The sequence below is a fragment of the Chloracidobacterium sp. N genome, from assembly GCF_018304765.1.
GTDB lineage: Bacteria > Acidobacteriota > Blastocatellia > Chloracidobacteriales > Chloracidobacteriaceae > Chloracidobacterium > Chloracidobacterium aggregatum.
Genome location: NZ_CP072642.1, coordinates 2621195 through 2639773 on the forward strand (window position 1 = coordinate 2621195; position 18579 = coordinate 2639773).

Sequence of the window (18579 nt, forward strand, 5' to 3'; positions counted from 1 at the left end):
CGCTCCGGGTTTTCTGGAGCACCCTCAATGACCACAATCAAGTTTGGTACGGATGGCTGGCGCGGACGCATTGCCCGTGAGTTTACCTTTGCCAATCTGGACCGTGTGGCCCAGGCCACGGCCGAGCAGTTCCTGGCCGACGCCGACGGAACGGCCCCGCTGGTCTATGTCGGCCACGACCGCCGCTTTCTTGGTGAGGATTTCGCAGCGCGCGTGGCCGAAGTCATGGCCGGCAATGGTTTCCAGGTACGTGTGTACGACCAGTTCGTGCCGACGCCCATGGTGTCCTACGACTGCTATGCCGAACGTGCCCGGGGCGGGATCGTCATCACGGCAAGCCACAATCCGCCACAGTTTTCGGGCTTCAAAATCAAGCTGCCCTTTGGCGGTTCGGCGCCGCCGGAATACACCCTCCAGGTGGAAGCCCGCCTTGACGCCAACCCGCCGCGCACGACAGGGCTGCGCGCGGCGCTGGCCAGCGGACAGGTGCAGTACGTGCCCCCTTCCGCGCGCTACCTGGCACGGATCGGCGAGCTGCTTGACCTCGACCGCCTGCGCGCCTTCGACGGCGAAGTGCTCGTGGACTCGATGTACGGCGCCGGCGGACGATACATCGAGCAGTTGCTCCAAGGCGGCCGGCTGCGCGTCACCACCCTGCGCGCCGAGCGGGACCCCTACTTTGGCGGCATTCACCCGGAGCCGATGATGCCGCAGCTCCAACCCCTGTGTGATGAGGTGGTCCGCCGCCGGGCCTTTCTGGGACTGGCAACGGATGGCGATGCTGACCGTATCGGCGCGGTGGATGACACCGGCGCTTACCTGAACACCCACCGCATGCTGGCCATTCTGGCGCTGTATCTCATCCGCAAGCGCGGACTGACCGGCGGCATTGCCCGGACGGTTTCCCAAAGTGTCGTCGTCAAACGCATTGCCGAGCGCCACGGGCTGCCAACCTATGAAACGCCCGTTGGCTTCAAGCACATTGCCGCCCTGATGCGAACCCACGACATCCTGTGTGGCGGCGAGGAATCCAACGGCCTGGGCTGCAAACTGCACATCCCGGAGCGGGACGGCATCTTCAGCGGGCTGCTCTTTCTGGAAGCCATTCTGGCCTTTGGCAGGAAGCCGTCCGAGCTGGTGGCCGACATTTCGGAGGAGTTTGGATTTTTTGCCTACGACCGGCGCGACCTGGCACTTGACCACATCGAGCAGGGATTGGCGTTCATCGAGCGCCTGAAAGCCGACCCGCCGGCGGCTGTCGCCGGGTATCCGGTGCGCGAGGTGGGACTGCTCGACGGCGTGAAACTCCACTTCGAGGACGAAAGCTGGCTGCTGTTCCGGGCTTCGGGCACTGAGCCGTTGGTGCGCGTCTATAGCGAGGCCACGACCGTCGAAAAGATGTCGGCGCTGCTGGCTTTCGGCGAACAGTTGGTGCACGAGTCACTTTGACGATGTGGACAGGCAGGTGGCGACAGCCGCCCTTCCACGAAAGAAGCCGGGCGAATGGACGCCGTTTGGTTTGAATGGACAGCGTTTATCCTCTTCGGTGTCGTTGGTCTCATCGTCTCCGGGCACGCGCTGCTCTACAAACGCGAAGCACGCTCGGCCCTGCTGTGGCTGCTCGTCGTCTGGTTTCTGCCGGTTCTGGGCGCGGTACTCTACCTGCTGATCGGCATCAACCGCCTCCAGCGCCGCGCCCAGCGTCTCCGGGACGCCACGGCCCTGCCACCGGCGGCTGAACAGATTGCCGGTGAAGACCAAACCGAACTGCTGGCGGATGATGACTTGGGTGGACTGGCGCGGCTTGTCCAACAGGTCACAGGACAACCGCTGCTGGCCGGAAATCACCTCACGCCACTGGTCAACGGTGTGCAGGCCTATCCGGCCATGCTTGACGCCATCGCCCAGGCCCGGCACAGCATCGCCCTGGCCACCTACATTTTCGACCGCGACGGCATCGGCGACCAGTTTGTACACGCTCTGCTGGCAGCACAGCAGCGCGGCGTCAGCATTCGCATTCTCATAGACGATGTGTACGTGCGCCTGGTACGCGGCTCAGCCTTCAAGTTTCTCAAAGCCGCTGGGCTGAATGTGGTCTCTTTCAACCCGCCGGTACTTCCGGCGCGGCTTCACGCCGCCAACCTGCGCAATCACCGCAAGCTGCTCATTGTGGACGGCCAGATTGGCTTTACCGGCGGCATGAATATCCACCGCCCCTACTGGCGGCCGGAAAACCCGGCGACTGCCTTTCGTGACCTGCACTTTCACGTCCGGGGGCCGGTCGTCCGCCACATGGTGGAAACCTTCACCGACGACTGGTACTTCACCACTGGCGAACGCCTGGATACCAGGTTCTGGGGGGAGGAAGGCCCCCAACCGGCCGGACCGGCACTGGCGCGCGGCATCGAAGCCGGCCCGGATGAAACCCTTGACCGCCTGCGGTGGGTCTTTCTGGGCGCGCTGAATGTGGCGCGGCAGAGCGTCAGAATCTGGACGCCTTATTTCGTCCCCGACCAGTCCCTTCTGGCCGCATTGAGTGCGGCGGCGCTGCGTGGTGTCGAAGTGGACATCCTGACGCCGGTTGAAAACAACCATCCGCTGGTTCAGTGGGCCGGACGGGCGCACTACTGGCAGGTACTTGAACACGGAGCGCACATCTGGGAACGCCCCGGCCCGTTTGACCACAGCAAGCTCATGGTTGTGGACAGTCGCTGGGTGTGCATCGGTTCAGCCAACTGGGATGCCCGCAGCCTGCGGCTCAACTTTGAGTTCAACCTGGAAGTCTATGACACGGCCTTGGCGCAGCATCTGGAGGCGCTGTTCCAGGCGGCCCGCCGGGAAGCCACACTGGTTACCGCTGCCCAACTCCGGGAGCGTCCGCTGCCGATTCGCCTGCGTGACGGTGCGGCGCGGCTGTTCTCTCCGATGCTGTAGGGCCGCCGGCTCGGTCAGCTTTGCGCCGTCGCAGGGCGGTTGAAGCGCAGCGCCAGCGACACCAGCAGAATCGCCGGAAGACCGAGCAGCGCTGTGCCGACAAAAAACTTTGTGTAGCCAAACGTCGCCACGGCCGATCCCGAAAAACCTGCCGCCCACTTTGGCAACAGCAACATCATCGAGCTAAGCAGGGCATACTGCGTTGCCGAGTATCCGACGTTCGTCAGCGACGACAGGTAGGCGACAAAGGCCGCCGAAGCCAGCCCCGTGGCGAGATATTCCGCAGAAATGACCACGACCAGCGCCGCCAGGTGCGGGTCCGTGAGACTGAGCGCCGCAAAGAGGAGATTCGTGCCGCTGCTCAGCAGGGCCCCCAGCCACAGCGGCCACAAGCTCCCCCGGCGCGACACCAGAACCCCACCCAGGAAGGCGCCGGTGAGCGTCATGACGACGCCATAGACGTTGCTTACGGCTGCAATCTGGTCTTTCGTGTAACCCATGTCCACGTAAAACGGGTTGACCATCACGGCCAGAACGGTATCGCTCAGGCGGTAGGTCGTGATGAGCAGCAGCGTCAGCACCGCCTGCCAGCGGTAACGGCGCAGAAAATCGGCAAACGGTTCGAGGAGGGCTTCGCGCAGCCACGCCCAAAGGTTTCCGGCAACAGAGACGCGCCGGGTGTCCGGTTCGCGCGAACACAGGACCGTAAGCACACCAACTGCCATTGAAGCCGCCATGACAAGGTAGGCCGCCTGCCAGCCAAACTGGTCATAGCCGTTACGGCTGCCAAGCCGGGTGGCGATCCAGAGCGTCCCGGCGCTGCTCCACATCATGGCCAGCCGGTAGCCGGTCTGGTAGGCCGCGGCCAGAATGCCTTGGCGCGTCACATCGGCAGATTCGATGCGGTAGGCATCGAGGGCAATATCCTGGGTAGCCGAGGCAAAGGCCACAAACAGCGCAAAGCTGACGGTTCGCCCCAGCGCCTGACGCGGGTCAGTCAGCGCGAGGCCCACAAGGCCGCCCGCCACGGCAAGCTGCGCCAACAACAGCCAGCCCCGGCGCTGGCCGAGCCGTGTCGTCAGTCCGGGAAGCGGCATGCGGTCAACCAGCGGCGACCAACACCACTTGAAACCATAGACCAGTCCAACCCAACTGGCGTAACCGATGGCGGTCAGGTCAACGCCCGCCTCGCGCAGCCGAAAGCTCAGTGTGCTAAGCGCCAGCAGCAACGGCAGCCCGGCCGCAAAGCCAAGGAGGAGCATCCGTACGGTCGGCCCTTCAAGGTAGGGCGCCAGCGTCGTGCGCCAGTTTGAAGGCGGAGAAACAGTCGGAGATGACAACGGCGTGGGCTGAAGCCGGGAACCAGACCTGCAACGCCGGCCCGGCTCCGGTTGCTGGTTTCACCACTGCTGCGGGCGCAGGTTTTCGTCAAACAACAGCCGATAGCAGCGGTAGTTGGTCATGACCTTGAAAACATAGTCCTTGGTTTCGGCATAGCCGACTTCAGAAGCAAAGCGCGCCTGGTCGTCCGCACCGGCCCGTGCGCACCAGCGCGCCACAGCGGTCTCACCGCCATTGTATGCCGCGACAACGGCTGCCGGATGGTTGGGAAACAAGGTAAACAAATCGGCCACATACTGGGCCGCAAACTGTATGGCAAAGCGTGGTTCGTAGAGGTCCGTCTGGGTCACGTCCGGCAGCCCCAGCTTTTGGGCAACCTGTTCCGCCGTGGCAGCAATGAACTGAAACATGCCGCGCGCGCCGACCGGTGATTTGACGGTGGGATTGAAACGCGATTCCTGCCGGGCAATGGCCAGCAACAGACGTGGGTCCACACCACGCCGCCGCGCATGTTCAACCAGTTCATCGCGGTAGGGCGCAGGGTAAAGCAGTTCGGCCACAAGGCGCGGCATGACTTCCAGCCGGAAGTCTTCCGGCAGCGTGCCAAATGTCGGCTCTCCGTAAGCCATGGCTTTCCACGCCTGATTGCCACGTCCGGCATAGACGGCCTGAGCCAGCGCCGGCCCGCTGCCGCCTTCCAGAAAGGGCAGGGCGTCGTCGAAGAGCCGGAGAAACGACAGTTCTTCGGCCAGGTTGCGGCTCGCCGGAGCAGCTTCAGCACGGAGAATCACCTGCCGGCCCGGTTCGGGCACGCTGACCTGCCAAGCACGGGCATAGGCCGGAAGCTGGCGATAGATGGTTTCAAGCTGGCCCAGCAGAGCGCGCCGCGTATCCGGGTCGGAGGTCAACCGCAGTGCCTGGTGCAGCCCGTCCTTGGTCTGGCTCTGGCGGAAGTAGCTGAGGCGCTGGGCAATCAGGGCTTGTGCTTTACGGTTTTCAGCCAGCGCCAGAAGCCGCGCGGTGGCTTGCTGGCCGTAGTAGCTCGTCCGGGTGTCAGGCAGCGAGAGATAGACTTCGATGGCTTCCGCGAAACGCTCCAGACGTTCCAGACAGAGGGCGCGCAGGAAAGTGACTTCGTTGGCATTGGTCGAACCGGGACCGCGCCGGTGCAGCGGCAGGCGTTGCAGGTCTTCCAGCACACTGAGCGCCGCGCGCCAGTTGCTCTGGGACATGAAAATCTTTGCCCGTTGAAAGCGCGCCGTCACGCCGGCCAGCTCACGCGGGAAGCGTTTTTCCGCGCGGTCGCACCATTCGAGAGCTGCCTTGAAGTCACCGGCCAGGCGCAGGGCGTCAATGGCATTCAGATACGCGCCGCCCAAAAACTCACTGTTGTGATAGGCCGCAATGAAGGCTTCGTACCGCGCAACGGCTTCCTGATAACGTCCGGCATTCTGGAGCGCGTGTCCGACCTGGTAGTAGCCTTTTTCGCCTTCCGGTGACGTGGGATATTCCTCGTGTGCGCGGTCCAGCCAGCGGATGGCTTCATCCCAGTTTTCCTCGATAAAGAAAGCGCGCCCCAGGCTCCACAGGGCTTCAGGACGCTCTGGAACGGCCGGGACATGCTCCACCAGCGCGCGGAAATGGCGTTTTGCGCCTTCGGTGTGGCGATTGGCCAGATAGAGCCGGGCGCGCACCAGGCGCTGGGCTGGCGGCAAGGTGGTGTCTCCCTGGGCGTCAAGCTGTTCGGCCGCCAGCAGGGCCGCATCATCTTTTCCGGTGGCCAGCAGCCGCCGGAACAGCGTCTGCGCCTCTGTTTCCTGGCCAACCCGGCGCAGGAGCACGCCGAGCCGGGCCTCATATTCACGGCTTTGGGAAGCCATCTGGCGATACAGCCCAATGGCGCGGTCAAGCTGTCCCGTTGTCGCGTAGCTTTCGGCCAGACGCAGGCGGGCGCTGCGTGCGGCCGGATGGATTCCGAACCGCTGCACAAGCTCGGTCAGCCAGCGTTGTTCATCGCGGCTGGCAGCCCGGTTGCCGGACTGGGCTTCCTGACGCGCCAACTCGGCCAGGTATTTCAGGCAGTACGGTGCGAACATCTGCCCGCCGGGGCGTTGCATGACCTGTTCATACAGGGTTCTGGCGCCTGCCAGATCGCCGGTGCGGTGGAGCAGGCGCGCCCGCAGATAATCGTAGTTGTTGACCGTGTAGAGCTGCGGCGCAGCACTGGCAAACTGGGCGAGATCGCGCAGCGCATCGGCATAACGCCGGTCATCCACGGCCTTCTGGATGCGGAGCGTTGCCGTTCGGGCCTCGAATGGCGCGTGGGAGACGGATGTTTCAGCCGGGCCGGGCGCCGGAAGGTCAGAAGTCGTACCGGGCGGCACGGGCAGCGTCGGAAGGGTTGTCAGCAGGGCGACAAAGACGGTGCTGCGGGCCAGCAGGCGTTGTCTTCCGGGCGTGAGCATGGTGACATCCGTTGAGAACTGTCCTTGGGCGCGTCTTCGTTGCAGCGACGGCCATCGCTGATGAAGTACTGCGTATGGCGTGGACACCGGTGAACTGGGCGAGCAAAGGCAATGGCGTACGACAACCTGTGCAAGTATCTGGCAGAAACCTACCCGGCGGCTTTCGTCCGCTGGCTCGCCAGGCATTATCCTGAGCTTCCACACGACATGGAAGCCGCTGAAGTCGAGGTTCTCAAAACCGAACTGCCCGTCGAGCCGATTCGCGCCGATTTCGTCACCTTCATCCGGGCCGCAGGCGTGCTTCTGCACATCGAGTTTCACCTCGATCCGGCTTCCGACCCACCGCTGGCGTTTCGGATGCTGGAGTACTGGGTGCGTCTTTTCCGCCGCTACCGCACTCCGGCCCGGCAGGTGGTTCTGTTGCTGAAGAGTACACCGGCGGCCCGGGAGATGCCCAGCACGTTCACAGCCGGTATGACACACCATGGTTTCCACGTGCTGCGTCTGTGGGAAGTTGAAGCGACTGAACTTCTGGATGACGAAGCTTTGTTGCCGCTGGCTGTTCTCGGAAAAGCGGACTCCGACGAGGCACTTTTGCGGGAAACTGCGGCGCGGGTCGAGCAGATGACAGACGCCAGCCAACGCGCTAACGTGTCAGCCTGTGCGCAGGTGCTGGCCGGATTGCGCTTTGACCGGGAGTTGATCCGGGCTTTATTTCGGGAGGAAGCGATGCGGGAATCGGTCATCTATCAGGAAATCATCGAACGTGGGCTGGCGCAGGGTGTCGAACGCGGGCTGGCGCAGGGCAGTCATCTGGAAGCCATCCGGCTGGCCCGCACGCTGCTCGAACGCCGCTTTGGCCCGCTCCCGGAAAGCATCGCCGCCCAGGTTGCCCTGCTGTCACGGGAACAGGCTGAAAACCTGGTTGTTGAAACTCTGAAATTCGACAGCCTTGACGCGGTACGTACCTGGCTGGCCGTCCAGCCTACGACTTCCGAAGCGACTGAAGACCCGTCCAGTCCTTCGTAACGGCCAGGCTTCAGGCTACACCAGCACGCGCTGCCAGAGTTGCAAACTCGCGCCGGGCCCAAACTCAAATCCCGGCTGCGTCTGCCTAAGCAAGGGCAATGGCGTACGACAACCTGTGCAAGTATCTGGCAGAAACCTACCCGGCGGCTTTCGTCCGCTGGCTCGCCAGGCATTATCCTGAGCTTCCACACGACATGGAAGCCGCTGAAGTCGAGGTTCTCAAAACCGAACTGCCCGTCGAGCCGATTCGCGCCGATTTCGTCACCTTCATCCGGGCCGCAGGCGTGCTTCTGCACATCGAGTTTCACCTCGATCCGGCTTCCGACCCACCGCTGGCGTTTCGGATGCTGGAGTACTGGGTGCGTCTTTTCCGCCGCTACCGCACTCCGGCCCGGCAGGTGGTTCTGTTGCTGAAGAGTACACCGGCGGCCCGGGAGATGCCCAGCACGTTCACAGCCGGTATGACACACCATGGTTTCCACGTGCTGCGTCTGTGGGAAGTTGAAGCGACTGAACTTCTGGATGACGAAGCTTTGTTGCCGCTGGCTGTTCTCGGAAAAGCGGACTCCGACGAGGCACTTTTGCGGGAAACTGCGGCGCGGGTCGAGCAGATGACAGACGCCAGCCAACGCGCTAACGTGTCAGCCTGTGCGCAGGTGCTGGCCGGATTGCGCTTTGACCGGGAGTTGATCCGGGCTTTATTTCGGGAGGAAGCGATGCGGGAATCGGTCATCTATCAGGAAATCATCGAACGTGGGCTGGCGCAGGGTGTCGAACGCGGGCTGGCGCAGGGCAGTCATCTGGAAGCCATCCGGCTGGCCCGCACGCTGCTCGAACGCCGCTTTGGCCCGCTCCCGGAAAGCATCGCCGCCCAGGTTGCCCTGCTGTCACGGGAACAGGCTGAAAACCTGGTTGTTGAAACTCTGAAATTCGACAGCCTTGACGCGGTACGTACCTGGCTGGCCGTCCAGCCTACGACTTCCGAAGCGACTGAAGACCCGTCCAGTCCTTCGTAACGGCCAGGCTTCAGGCTACACCAGCACGCGCTGCCAGAGTTGCAAACTCGCGCCGGGCCCAAACTCAAATCCCGGCTGCGTCTGCCTAAGCAAGGGCAATGGCGTACGACAACCTGTGCAAGTATCTGGCAGAAACCTACCCGGCGGCTTTCGTCCGCTGGCTCGCCAGGCATTATCCTGAGCTTCCACACGACATGGAAGCCGCTGAAGTCGAGGTTCTCAAAACCGAACTGCCCGTCGAGCCGATTCGCGCCGATTTCGTCACCTTCATCCGGGCCGCAGGCGTGCTTCTGCACATCGAGTTTCACCTCGATCCGGCTTCCGACCCACCGCTGGCGTTTCGGATGCTGGAGTACTGGGTGCGTCTTTTCCGCCGCTACCGCACTCCGGCCCGGCAGGTGGTTCTGTTGCTGAAGAGTACACCGGCGGCCCGGGAGATGCCCAGCACGTTCACAGCCGGTATGACACACCATGGTTTCCACGTGCTGCGTCTGTGGGAAGTTGAAGCGACTGAACTTCTGGATGACGAAGCTTTGTTGCCGCTGGCTGTTCTCGGAAAAGCGGACTCCGACGAGGCACTTTTGCGGGAAACTGCGGCGCGGGTCGAGCAGATGACAGACGCCAGCCAACGCGCTAACGTGTCAGCCTGTGCGCAGGTGCTGGCCGGATTGCGCTTTGACCGGGAGTTGATCCGGGCTTTATTTCGGGAGGAAGCGATGCGGGAATCGGTCATCTATCAGGAAATCATCGAACGTGGGCTGGCGCAGGGTGTCGAACGCGGGCTGGCGCAGGGCATTGAACGCGGGCTGGCACAGGGTGTCGAACGCGGGCTGGCGCAGGGCAGTCACCTGGAAGCCATCCGGCTGGCCCGCACGCTGCTCGAACGCCGTTTTGGCCCGCTCCCGGAAAGCATCGCTGCCCAGATTGGCCTGCTGTCACGGGAACAGGCCGAAAACCTGGCTGTCGAAACTCTGAACTTTGACAGCCTCGACGCGGTACGTACCTGGCTGGCCCTCCAGCCCACGACTTCCGAAGTCACCGAAAACCCGGACAAGCCTTCGTAACGGCCAGGCTTCAGGCCACACCAGCCCGCACCGCCAAGGCGGTAAACTCACGCCGTGCCTGGGCCTGCACGTCTGCGGCATTGAGTGTCGTCAACGCTCCGTCGCGGACGACGACGCGACCGGCAATGACCACATGCCGTACGTCAGAAGCCATAGCCGCATAGACCAGGGCTGAGAGTGGATCGGGATGCGGCGCGGCATGCAGGGTGTCAAGCGTCACGACGGCTATATCGGCCGCTTTTCCCACGTCAAGACTGCCAATTTCGTTCTCCAGTCCAAGCGCCCGTGCTCCGTGCCAGGTTGCCATCTGAAAGGCGTCCAGCGCGGTGAGTTTTCGCGCGCCACAGCGCATTTTCTGAAGCAGCGCGGCTGTCCGCATTTCCGTGAAGGCATCGAGCCGGTTGTTGCACGGTGCGCCATCGGCGCCCAGGGAAACTGAAATACCGCGCTCCAGCATTTCCACGACTTTGGCGATGCCGGAGCCGAGTTTCAGGTTTGAGGACGGGCAGTGCAGCACGTGGGTTCCGGTCTCGGCCAGAAGCTCCTGCTCGGTCTCGTCAAGCCAGATACAGTGCGCGATGCCGACGTGGGGGCCGGTCAGGCCCAGCGCGTGCAGGTGTGCCAGGTTTCGCCGTCCGGTCAGACGTTCGACCAGCGCCACTTCATCCCGGCTTTCCGAAGCGTGCGTGTGGATGCGTACGCCCTTTTCACGCGCCAGGGCTGCCACTTCCCGCAACAGCGTTTCGGTGCACGACAAAACGAAGCGGGGCGCAAAGGCCATGTGAATCCGGCCCCCGGCCTGGCCGTGCCAGGCGTCGAGCAGGCGGAGGGATTCAGTACGCGCCTGCGCTGTCGTCTCACGAAGGCCCGGGGGCACTTCATCGCCGGCATCCATCAGGCACTTCCCGACAACCGCGCGAAAACCGGTTTCGGCAACGACCTCCAGGGCCGCTTCCGTGTGGTGGACACTCTCCATCGTCATGGCGCAGGTCGTCCCACCGGACATCATTTCTGCGATGGCGAGTTGCGCCGAAACCCGGAGACTGTCAGGTGTGTGGGCGGCCTCGAACTTCCAGATGCGCGTCTTCAGCCAGTCGAGAAGTTCAAGATCGTCGGCCGCACCCCGGAACAGAGTCTGGCACAGATGAATGTGCGATTGGACAAAACCCGGTATCACCACGCACCCGGAGGCATCGAGTGTCTCATCGGCTGTTTCAGGAACTTTGCCCAGGTGCGTGATGCGGCCGTCCTGCACATAGAGATCGCCGTTGATGACTTGGTGGTGTGGGCCGCCCGTGAGCAGTGTGCCGTCGATAATCCGCAGCGTCGGCATGGTTTTACTCCGTCGTGGGTGGGGCTACGGTCTGGCGCTCGACCTGGATGTGCGGCAACAACCGCAGCCCATCGGCCAAGGGCGCCGGCGCCGACGAAAGCCACAGGACATCCCCCCGCCTGGCCGTGCTGAAGGCTTCATTACCGGCGTGGCGGTCACGCTTGAAGCGCGTCAGCAGCGTACAGCGGTCAGGGCCACAGACAAGCCGTTTTTCACGTCCCTTTTCACGCTGGAGGTCGCCAATGACGCGCCACGGCGTCCAGCCCGAACGAGCTTCCGTCGCGCGTTTTCCATCCCGCCGCAGTACGAAGTAAAAAAACTTCTGGACGCGACTGGACAGCCCGCTCATCGCATCGAGCTGTGCAACGAGCGGCGTTGGTTGCCAGGTCAGCGCGACATGACACCAGTCCCGTTCCGGTTGCCCGGCCAGCATCCGACAGGGCCCGTTGGCCGTGCAGGGCGCGAAAATTCCACATTCTGAAAGATCTTCGAGGAGCGCGTCACGAAGCTGCATGGCCGCACGCGCACTTGCGTGCAGGGCCGGCTCAATGACGCACAAACTGCCATCCGGTGCAAGGTGATCCCGGACCAGTTCCCGCACCCAGGCAGCCGGCGGGACGTCCTCCGGGGCGCACTCGTTGAGAACGTTGGAAAGCCAGATGAAATCAGCCGCAGCGTGCGGTGGGTATCTGCCCGTACTTTTGGCGTCGCCGGTGTGTGGCGTCACGTGCAGCGTCATAGCTTCACGACGCTCGGCATTGAGCCAATCGGCAGCCTGCCGCAGCAGGTCCGTCGCTTTCTGGAGGGCGGCTGGCGACATTTCGACCAGAACGATCCGCACCTGGAACGCCGCCGGCTGCAATGCCGCCAGAAATGACAGCGTTGCCAGAGCCGAAGTACCCGGCCCGCAGCCCACATCCAGGACAGTGAACCGGGATTTTGCTGTGAGTTCTTTGGCAACATCTGGATGCCCGCCAAGCTCGGCCAGCACCCGGGCAACTTTGACATAGTTGCGCGGCAGAAAGTGGAACAGGTAGGCCAGACGGCGCGTGTCGTGCCAGTAATCTCCAGGAGCAGCCTCCGCGAGGTTTTGGCGCTCCCGGGTAAAATCATCGGAAAGCCGCACCAGGGCACTGGCCGTCGGGCGCAGAAATGCCTTACCGACCGGCCCACGGTCGTACTGGGCCAGCGCCTCCGGGCCAAGCAGATGCCCTACCAGATGGCGTTCCACGTGCTGTAACAAGTCGTTGTTCATCAGGGTGCTGGCGTTCATGGTCTGCCGGGGCGCAAGCCCTTTCCGGGGAAGTGGTTGTTTTGCCCGGCAAGGCCGCTTATCGTTGCAAGTCCTGATCTCATCTGCCGGGAGTATGGAAGCGCCGTATGATTGAAGCCTACTTCGCGGAAAAGGTTCCCGAAGTCAACCGCTGGCTTGACCAACTCATGCCGCCAGTGACGACCCCGCCGCCGCGCATTCACGAAGCCATGCGGTACAGTCTGATGGCTGGTGGCAAGCGGCTGCGCCCCATACTCGTGCTGGCTGCTGGCGAGGTTTTTGGCGGCGCACCAGAGCGGCTCTATCCAGTGGCCTGTGCCTTCGAGATGGTTCATACCTATTCTCTCATCCACGATGACCTGCCGGCCATGGACAACGACGACCTGCGGCGGGGTATGCCAACCTGCCACAAGCAGTTTGATGAAGCGACCGCCATTCTGGCCGGAGACGGGCTGATGACCCATGCGTTTCGGATTCTGGCTGAAATGGATGCCCCTGCCGAACAAAAAGTGCGCGTCATCCGGGAACTGGCCGTTAGGTCCGGTACGGTTGAAGGCATGATTGCCGGCCAGATTGTTGACCTCGAAGCCGAAGGAAAGCCCATTGATGCCGGGCGGCTGGCATTCATTCACCGGGCCAAAACCGGCGCGCTCATCCGTGGGGCGCTGGTTTGCGGCGGGATTGTCGCCGATGCCACCGAAAGTGACCTGGCACTCCTGTCCGCCTACGGCGACCGGGTGGGGCTGGCTTTCCAGATTGCCGATGACATTCTCGACGAAACGGCCACGGCTGAGCAGTTGGGCAAAACCCCCGGCAAGGACGCGGCAGCCGGCAAGGCGACCTATCCGGCGCTGTACGGGCTGGAGGCTTCGCGGAAACAGGCCGAGTCCCTGGCTGAGGAAGCCATTGAAGTGCTTGCGCCGCTCGGCCAACGGGCGGAACTGCTCATCGCGATGGCGCGCTTTGTCGTACACCGCACTTCGTAGCCCGGCGGGCTCGGTGCTTCGTCTTTCACTTTCTTTCGTCCGTGCGGAGAGCTTCTATGCGATACATCATGAGTTACATCATGAGTTGGTTTCTGGTGCTGTTTCTGGCCGCAGGCGCATCCGTTGCCGCCACCCAGTCCGGGGTCAAGCGGGATACTCCCCGCCCCGGAAACTCCAGTTCCGAAGAGGCAGCGCCAGCGCCGGATTTCACAGTGCCAAGCCTGACCGATGACACCTCCATCCGCCTTTCTTCCCTGCGCGGCAAGGTGGTGGTCATGAACTTCTGGGCAAGCTGGTGTCCACCCTGCCGCGCCGAATTCCCGCTTCTGGCCAAGCTCTATAACCAATACAAGGAACGGGATGTCGTTTTGTTGTCGCTCAACCTGGCCGAAGAAGCCGAAACGGCGCGTCATTTCATCCAGCAGACAGCGCCGCCCTTCCCCGTGTATGCCGGCGCCATCGCCGCCGCCAAGTACAATGCTTCACGGCTGCCGACGACCTATTTCATTGACCGGGCCGGGCGCATCCGGCGGCAGGTTTCCGGGTTTCATCCCAAGCGCACGGAAGCTGAATTCTCCAGCCTTATTGATGAGCTTCTGGCCGAGCCGGCCCCGGTGGCCCAGCCATGAAAGCCATGTCGAAACCTGCTGCCCCATACCGTTTTCTGACCGCGTGCTTCGTCCTGCTCGTTCTGGCCGGCTTTGGTGGCTCGTCGCCGCTTCCGTCCAACCTGGATGCCGTCAGTGTCGTTCAGCTCAAACGGCATCTTTCCTTTCTGGCCTCAGCCGAGCTTGGCGGGCGCTATACCCTCAGTGCCGGCAATCGCATCGCAGCGCGTTATCTGGCTGCCCAGCTCGAAGCCTTTGGCTACCGGGGGGCAGCCACGGACGGCTCGTTTTTCCAGAAAATTCCATTTGTGACGCGAACCGGCGGGCAGGACTCCAGGCTGATGCTGGAGGGTGCCCCAAAACCCTTTGTCCATGGCGAGGACTTCATTCTGCGCGATCCGGCGGCAACCCTGCCCAATCTGTCGCTGGAAGCTGAGATGGTCTTTGTTGGGTACGGGGCATCCCACCCAAAAATGGATGCTTACCAGATGGTCAATGCCGAGGGACGGATTGTTCTCTGCTTGGCAAGCGGCACGCCGGATGTTCTGGCCGGGGAAAGCCTGCCAAACGATTGGCGCGAGAAAGCGGCTCTGGAGCATGGCGCACAAGCCATGTTGTTGATCCCGGACGAAAAACTGGCTGAGGGGTGGGCGCAGGCAGCGGCTTACGTCCGTCGCCGGTCCGTTCCGCGGGTGCGCCCGAAAGCCTCCGCTGCAAAGCCAGACCAGCCAGCCATTCCAACCTTCCTGCTGAGTCCAGCCGCGGCTGAGTCCTTTCTGTCCCCGTTCAATCTCACCCTCGCACAAGTGCACGAAGCAGCCAGAACCGGTGCAGCGTTGCCATCCGTTGCCGCCCAGCGCCGCTGTACCATCCGCACGACCGAAAACGAACGGGTCGAATACAGCCAGAATGTCGTCGGTATCCTCGATGGCGCTGATCCAAAGCTCAAGCAAGAGTTTGTCGTTCTCAGCGCCCACTATGACCACCTGCCGGCGCAGGGTGACGTCATTTTTCCCGGAGCCGACGACGACGGCTCCGGGACGGCAGCCGTTCTGGAGCTGGCCCGGGTGTTTGCCGAAGGTGAGCGCCCAAAACGCTCGATCTTCATCCTGTTCAACACCGGCGAGGAAATGGGACTGCTCGGCTCAGGCTACTTTACCGACCAGGAACCACTCGTGCCGCTGGAAGCCATTGTGGCGAACTTCAACATTGACATGATCGGCCGCTCCCGCGCGCCCGGTGACGACCGGCGTGAAAATGCCGAACTGACCGACCGCGACAGTGTCTTCCTCATCGGGCCGGACAAACACAGCCGCCAGCTCTTTGAGCTAAGCGAGCAGACCAATGCCGCCACAGTTCAGCTTCGGCTTGACTACACCTACAATGACGAAGCCCATCCGATGCGGCTTTTCTATCGCAGCGACCACTGGAACTTCGCCAAACGTGGCATCCCGATTGTTTTCTATTTCACCGGTTTGCATGCCGACTACCACCGACCGACCGACACGGTGGACAAGATTGACTTCGAGAAAATGGTCCGCATCACCAAGCTGGTCTATGCAACGGCCTGGCGAACGGCCAACCGTGAGCAGCGTTTCGACCTCGATGTGTGGAAAAGCCGGGAGCGCGCCACACCAAACCGGTAATTGGACCACAAAAAGGCTGGCAACCACTCAACCCGTGTCGCTGCCAGCCTGTCCCTGTCCGGTTGCCTGTCGGCCAAAAATGGATGTCCGTCCGGGCTATCCAATCTGGAGTGCCATTTTGGAGCCTTTCATCTCGATGCGGGCAATTTTACGGGCGCCATCCTTGTTTGTGAACACCACCGTGTCAGCCGTTGCCGGCTTGGGCAGCTCGACCAGGGTATAGCTTGTCCGGGCGACTTCCCGGCTGCCGCTCCGAATGATCAACTCCCCAGGTTGTTCGTCGTCGTACTCAAGCGTGTAGTTGCCCGTTTTCACTTCCTGCCCCTGCACGACGCAATCCCGTGGAATCATTGTCTCCCGCTTCCGTTTGGCAGCCCAGACGGGAAGGCTCAACAACATCATGGCCAGAGAAACCAACATGACCTGTCGCATGGCTTTCACTCCTCTTGTCAACCGCAGCGCGGTTTCGTGGGGTATGTCCGATCTGACATGAACCTGAGTTTTGGTTCATATCGCCTATACGACAAGAATATGAGTTTAGGTTCATGTTTTACAATCCCCTTCTTCCGAACCTTTCCCGTCACATCCAAAAACCCGGCCCCAAAAATGTCTTGGAAGCGGCACACAACCGTTTGCTAGGATGGAGTGCCAACCTGACCGGTATCTCCAGTACGGATCATGAACGCGCCTATGAAATGTCCTCTGACCGTTGGTTCAGAGCTTGGAATCGCATTACCAAAGCAGGAACGCAGCCGTCGCACCCGCGAAAAGCTCATCCTGGCTGCTGCCCAGCTCTTCGAGGAACGAGGCTTTGAGAAAACAACCTCCAATGACATCGCGGCAGCCGCCGGTGTCAGCATTGGATCGTTTTATGCCTACTTCTCAGACAAGCGGCAGATTCTGCTTCTGTTGTTTGAGCAGCTCATTTCTGAACGCCTGGACGCCGTCTTCAGCAATTTCACCGAAGAAGACCTGACCGGCGGCGATCTTCGGGGCTGTATCGAACGCTGCATTCACCGCACCTTTGCCAACAAGGCGGCGACGCCAGGGCTGACCCGTCTCATCTACGATTTAGCCCCCAAAGATGAAGCCGTTGGGGCGCTGTGCCGGCGCCTGATGGAAGATTCAGTGGAAAACCTTGAGAAACTGCTCCGCAAGGCCATGGCGCTGGGGCTCACAGGCCTGACCGACCCGCACACGGCAGCGACAACCATCGTCCACGCCGTCGAAGCCGTGGCCCGCAAATGTGTCTTTGAAGATGAATTGCCGGAAAAGGACTGGCCGCCTTATATCATCTGTCTGACGGATATGACCTATGGCTTTGTCTTTGGCGCCGGGTCTCAGCTTCCGGCATAAAGGCCGCCAGCGTGCCTGCAAGTGCTCAGGGAAAGACTGGTTAGACACTTTTTCCACAAGTTTTCCACAGGCTTCCTTTTTTTCTCCCGACGAAAAGGCTTTGGATACATAGCTCCAAATATAAGCAAAAAAAAGATCTAACCTAAAAGCCCATCCAGCGGGGAAGGCTCTGGGGGCTGACAGGAGCTGTTACCCTGTGGTTTTCCACAAGTTTTCCACAGGTGGGGGCGTCCGTTATCCACAGTTGCTGACGGACCTGGTGGGTTGATTAGTCACCTTTGCGCGGGGTGTAGCCGGAGCGGGTACGTACCACGAGCTTGCGTTTTCCGTCTTCAGCCCGGACGGTGACGCGCCGGAAGCCGCTCCCCTGCGGCTGGTCCTGACTCGGAACAAATCCAATCGAATACTGGGTACGCAAATCGGCATTGATGGTACGCACAATTTCTGGAAGCTCGTCCAGCGTCTTCGGGAAAAAGGCACGGCCGCCAGTTTCCTTGGCAATATCTTGGATAAGCTGGACGGAACGCTTCCGTGTCGAGCGGCCGAACAGACCGCCATCGTCATCTTCATCGGGAAAGCCGACGATGTAGACCTGTACCTGATACTCCTGAAGCAGCTTGAGCATCTGCTTGCGGTCGTAGTAGCTGTCCCGCTCATCGCCATCGGAAAAGACGACGATTGCCTTGCGGCGGTTTTTGCCCTCCTTGTCGGCATACTCGGCAGAAAGCTGAATGGCATCGAGCAGGGCCGTTCCGCCTCCCCACACGATGTTGTCCACGGCGTCCTCGATGTCTGCCGGCCGGGGCGTAAACTCCTCGGCCAGTTCAGCTTTGTTCTTGAAGTCCACCAGGAAGAACTCATCGCCTGACTTTGCCGCACGTGCGAGGAACTTGACGGCTTCGACCACTTTTGTCCGCCGTGGACGCATGGAACCACTCGTATCCACGACGAATCCCAGGCTCACCGGGGCTTCATCACGGCTGAAGTACTCGATTTGCTGCTCCACCTGTTCATCATAGACACGAAAGTTTTCCTTGCGCAGGTCACCGACAAAGCGGTTGTCCTGGTCGAAGACAGCCACATCGAGAACCACCAGGCTGGTATCTATGTTGAACACCTCGTCCTGGGCTGCCGGGGGATTGGGTTTTTGGGGCCGCTTGGGCGCACGCTCCTGCCCGATCAGGCCAAGTGAGGTGCCTTGGAGCATGGCAAGGATGACACCAGCCACCAGCCAGAATTTCGTTCCTGTCATTTTGTGCCTACCTCCCGGAATCTTGCCTTCAGTGGGCTGAACTCCGTACGTTGCCTGTGGATTTTTCTTGTCGCTGTGTTTTCCATGTGCTAGGTTGAGCGCCTGACAATGACGCTTTAGTATCCATAAATAACTGCAAAAAAAGACTTTAGGGATTACGCCAAAGATTTCCACAGGGACGTGGGGTATCTGTGGAAAACCTGTGGAAAACTTCTTTTCCCTATCGAAAACGGCTCTTACCTGCCGCGCGTTGTGTTGACTGTCAAGGGTTTGGCC

Annotated in this window: 15 protein-coding genes; 9 read left to right on the forward strand and 6 right to left on the reverse strand. The window is 61.5% G+C overall.

Features of this window, described 5'->3' with window-relative positions; translation table 11 throughout:
• Nucleotides 1–27: 27 nt before the first annotated feature.
• Nucleotides 28–1449, forward strand: coding sequence for a phosphoglucomutase/phosphomannomutase family protein (locus J8C05_RS11030; protein WP_014100731.1), 1422 nt, complete (start codon nucleotides 28–30; stop codon nucleotides 1447–1449).
• A 54-nt stretch (nucleotides 1450–1503) separates the two neighbouring features.
• Nucleotides 1504–2934 (forward strand): cardiolipin synthase, encoded by a 1431-nt coding sequence (gene cls, locus J8C05_RS11035; RefSeq protein WP_211422212.1) that lies wholly within the window; start codon nucleotides 1504–1506, stop codon nucleotides 2932–2934.
• Between the two features lie 14 nt (nucleotides 2935–2948).
• On the opposite strand, the gene J8C05_RS11040 is transcribed toward cls, so the two are convergent.
• Together J8C05_RS11040 and J8C05_RS11045 are read right to left on the reverse strand one after the other, a co-directional pair.
• Entirely contained in the window at nucleotides 2949–4274 is a 1326-nt protein-coding gene (locus J8C05_RS11040) for an AmpG family muropeptide MFS transporter (protein WP_211422213.1), read from the reverse strand.
• 60 nt (nucleotides 4275–4334) lie between these two features.
• Nucleotides 4335–6740 carry a tetratricopeptide repeat protein gene (locus J8C05_RS11045; RefSeq protein ID WP_211422214.1) on the reverse strand — a complete coding sequence of 802 codons (2406 nt, stop codon included), beginning with the start codon at nucleotides 6738–6740 and terminating at the stop codon, nucleotides 4335–4337.
• 111 nt (nucleotides 6741–6851) lie between these two features.
• Here J8C05_RS11045 and J8C05_RS11050 point away from each other — a divergent pair, with 111 nt between their 5' ends.
• The 3 genes from J8C05_RS11050 to J8C05_RS11060 all read left to right on the forward strand — a co-directional run bounded on the left by J8C05_RS11050 (nucleotide 6852) and on the right by J8C05_RS11060 (nucleotide 9849).
• Nucleotides 6852–7769: a DUF4351 domain-containing protein gene (locus J8C05_RS11050; protein WP_211422215.1), complete on the forward strand. Its 918-nt coding sequence runs from the start codon at nucleotides 6852–6854 to the stop codon at nucleotides 7767–7769.
• Between the two features lie 98 nt (nucleotides 7770–7867).
• Nucleotides 7868–8785, forward strand: coding sequence for a DUF4351 domain-containing protein (locus J8C05_RS11055; protein ID WP_211422215.1), 918 nt, complete (start codon nucleotides 7868–7870; stop codon nucleotides 8783–8785).
• Between the two features lie 98 nt (nucleotides 8786–8883).
• Complete coding sequence (locus J8C05_RS11060; RefSeq protein ID WP_211422216.1) at nucleotides 8884–9849, forward strand: DUF4351 domain-containing protein; 966 nt, start codon at nucleotides 8884–8886, stop codon at nucleotides 9847–9849.
• A gap of 10 nt (nucleotides 9850–9859) precedes the next feature.
• On the opposite strand, the gene J8C05_RS11065 is transcribed toward J8C05_RS11060, so the two are convergent.
• Both J8C05_RS11065 and J8C05_RS11070 read right to left on the reverse strand, forming a co-directional pair.
• Nucleotides 9860–11182 (reverse strand): 5'-deoxyadenosine deaminase, encoded by a 1323-nt coding sequence (locus J8C05_RS11065; RefSeq protein WP_211422217.1) that lies wholly within the window; start codon nucleotides 11180–11182, stop codon nucleotides 9860–9862.
• Nucleotides 11183–11186: 4 nt separating this feature from the next.
• Nucleotides 11187–12455: a small ribosomal subunit Rsm22 family protein gene (locus J8C05_RS11070; protein WP_211422218.1), complete on the reverse strand. Its 1269-nt coding sequence runs from the start codon at nucleotides 12453–12455 to the stop codon at nucleotides 11187–11189.
• Between the two features lie 107 nt (nucleotides 12456–12562).
• On the opposite strand from J8C05_RS11070, the gene J8C05_RS11075 reads away from it, so the two are divergent.
• From J8C05_RS11075 to J8C05_RS11085, 3 genes are read left to right on the forward strand one after another with little or no spacing between them, the layout of a single operon-like run.
• The gene (locus J8C05_RS11075; protein ID WP_211422219.1) at nucleotides 12563–13441 is read left to right on the forward strand and encodes a polyprenyl synthetase family protein; all 879 of its coding nucleotides are present in this window, start codon (nucleotides 12563–12565) and stop codon (nucleotides 13439–13441) included.
• 56 nt (nucleotides 13442–13497) lie between these two features.
• On the forward strand, nucleotides 13498–14070 hold the full coding sequence (locus J8C05_RS11080) for a TlpA family protein disulfide reductase (protein WP_211422220.1): 573 nt from the start codon (nucleotides 13498–13500) through the stop codon (nucleotides 14068–14070).
• 5 nt (nucleotides 14071–14075) lie between these two features.
• Nucleotides 14076–15695, forward strand: coding sequence for a M20/M25/M40 family metallo-hydrolase (locus J8C05_RS11085; RefSeq protein WP_211422221.1), 1620 nt, complete (start codon nucleotides 14076–14078; stop codon nucleotides 15693–15695).
• A gap of 96 nt (nucleotides 15696–15791) precedes the next feature.
• Here J8C05_RS11085 and J8C05_RS11090 read toward each other — a convergent pair whose 3' ends face one another.
• Nucleotides 15792–16127, reverse strand: a complete 336-nt coding sequence (locus J8C05_RS11090) for a hypothetical protein (protein ID WP_211422222.1) — start codon at nucleotides 16125–16127, stop codon at nucleotides 15792–15794.
• Between the two features lie 258 nt (nucleotides 16128–16385).
• Between J8C05_RS11090 and J8C05_RS11095 the strand changes: the two genes are divergently transcribed.
• Entirely contained in the window at nucleotides 16386–17051 is a 666-nt protein-coding gene (locus tag J8C05_RS11095) for a TetR/AcrR family transcriptional regulator (protein ID WP_211422223.1), read from the forward strand.
• A 268-nt stretch (nucleotides 17052–17319) separates the two neighbouring features.
• Here J8C05_RS11095 and J8C05_RS11100 read toward each other — a convergent pair whose 3' ends face one another.
• The gene (locus J8C05_RS11100; RefSeq protein WP_211422224.1) at nucleotides 17320–18303 is read right to left on the reverse strand and encodes a VWA domain-containing protein; all 984 of its coding nucleotides are present in this window, start codon (nucleotides 18301–18303) and stop codon (nucleotides 17320–17322) included.
• Nucleotides 18304–18579: the final 276 nt, after the last annotated feature.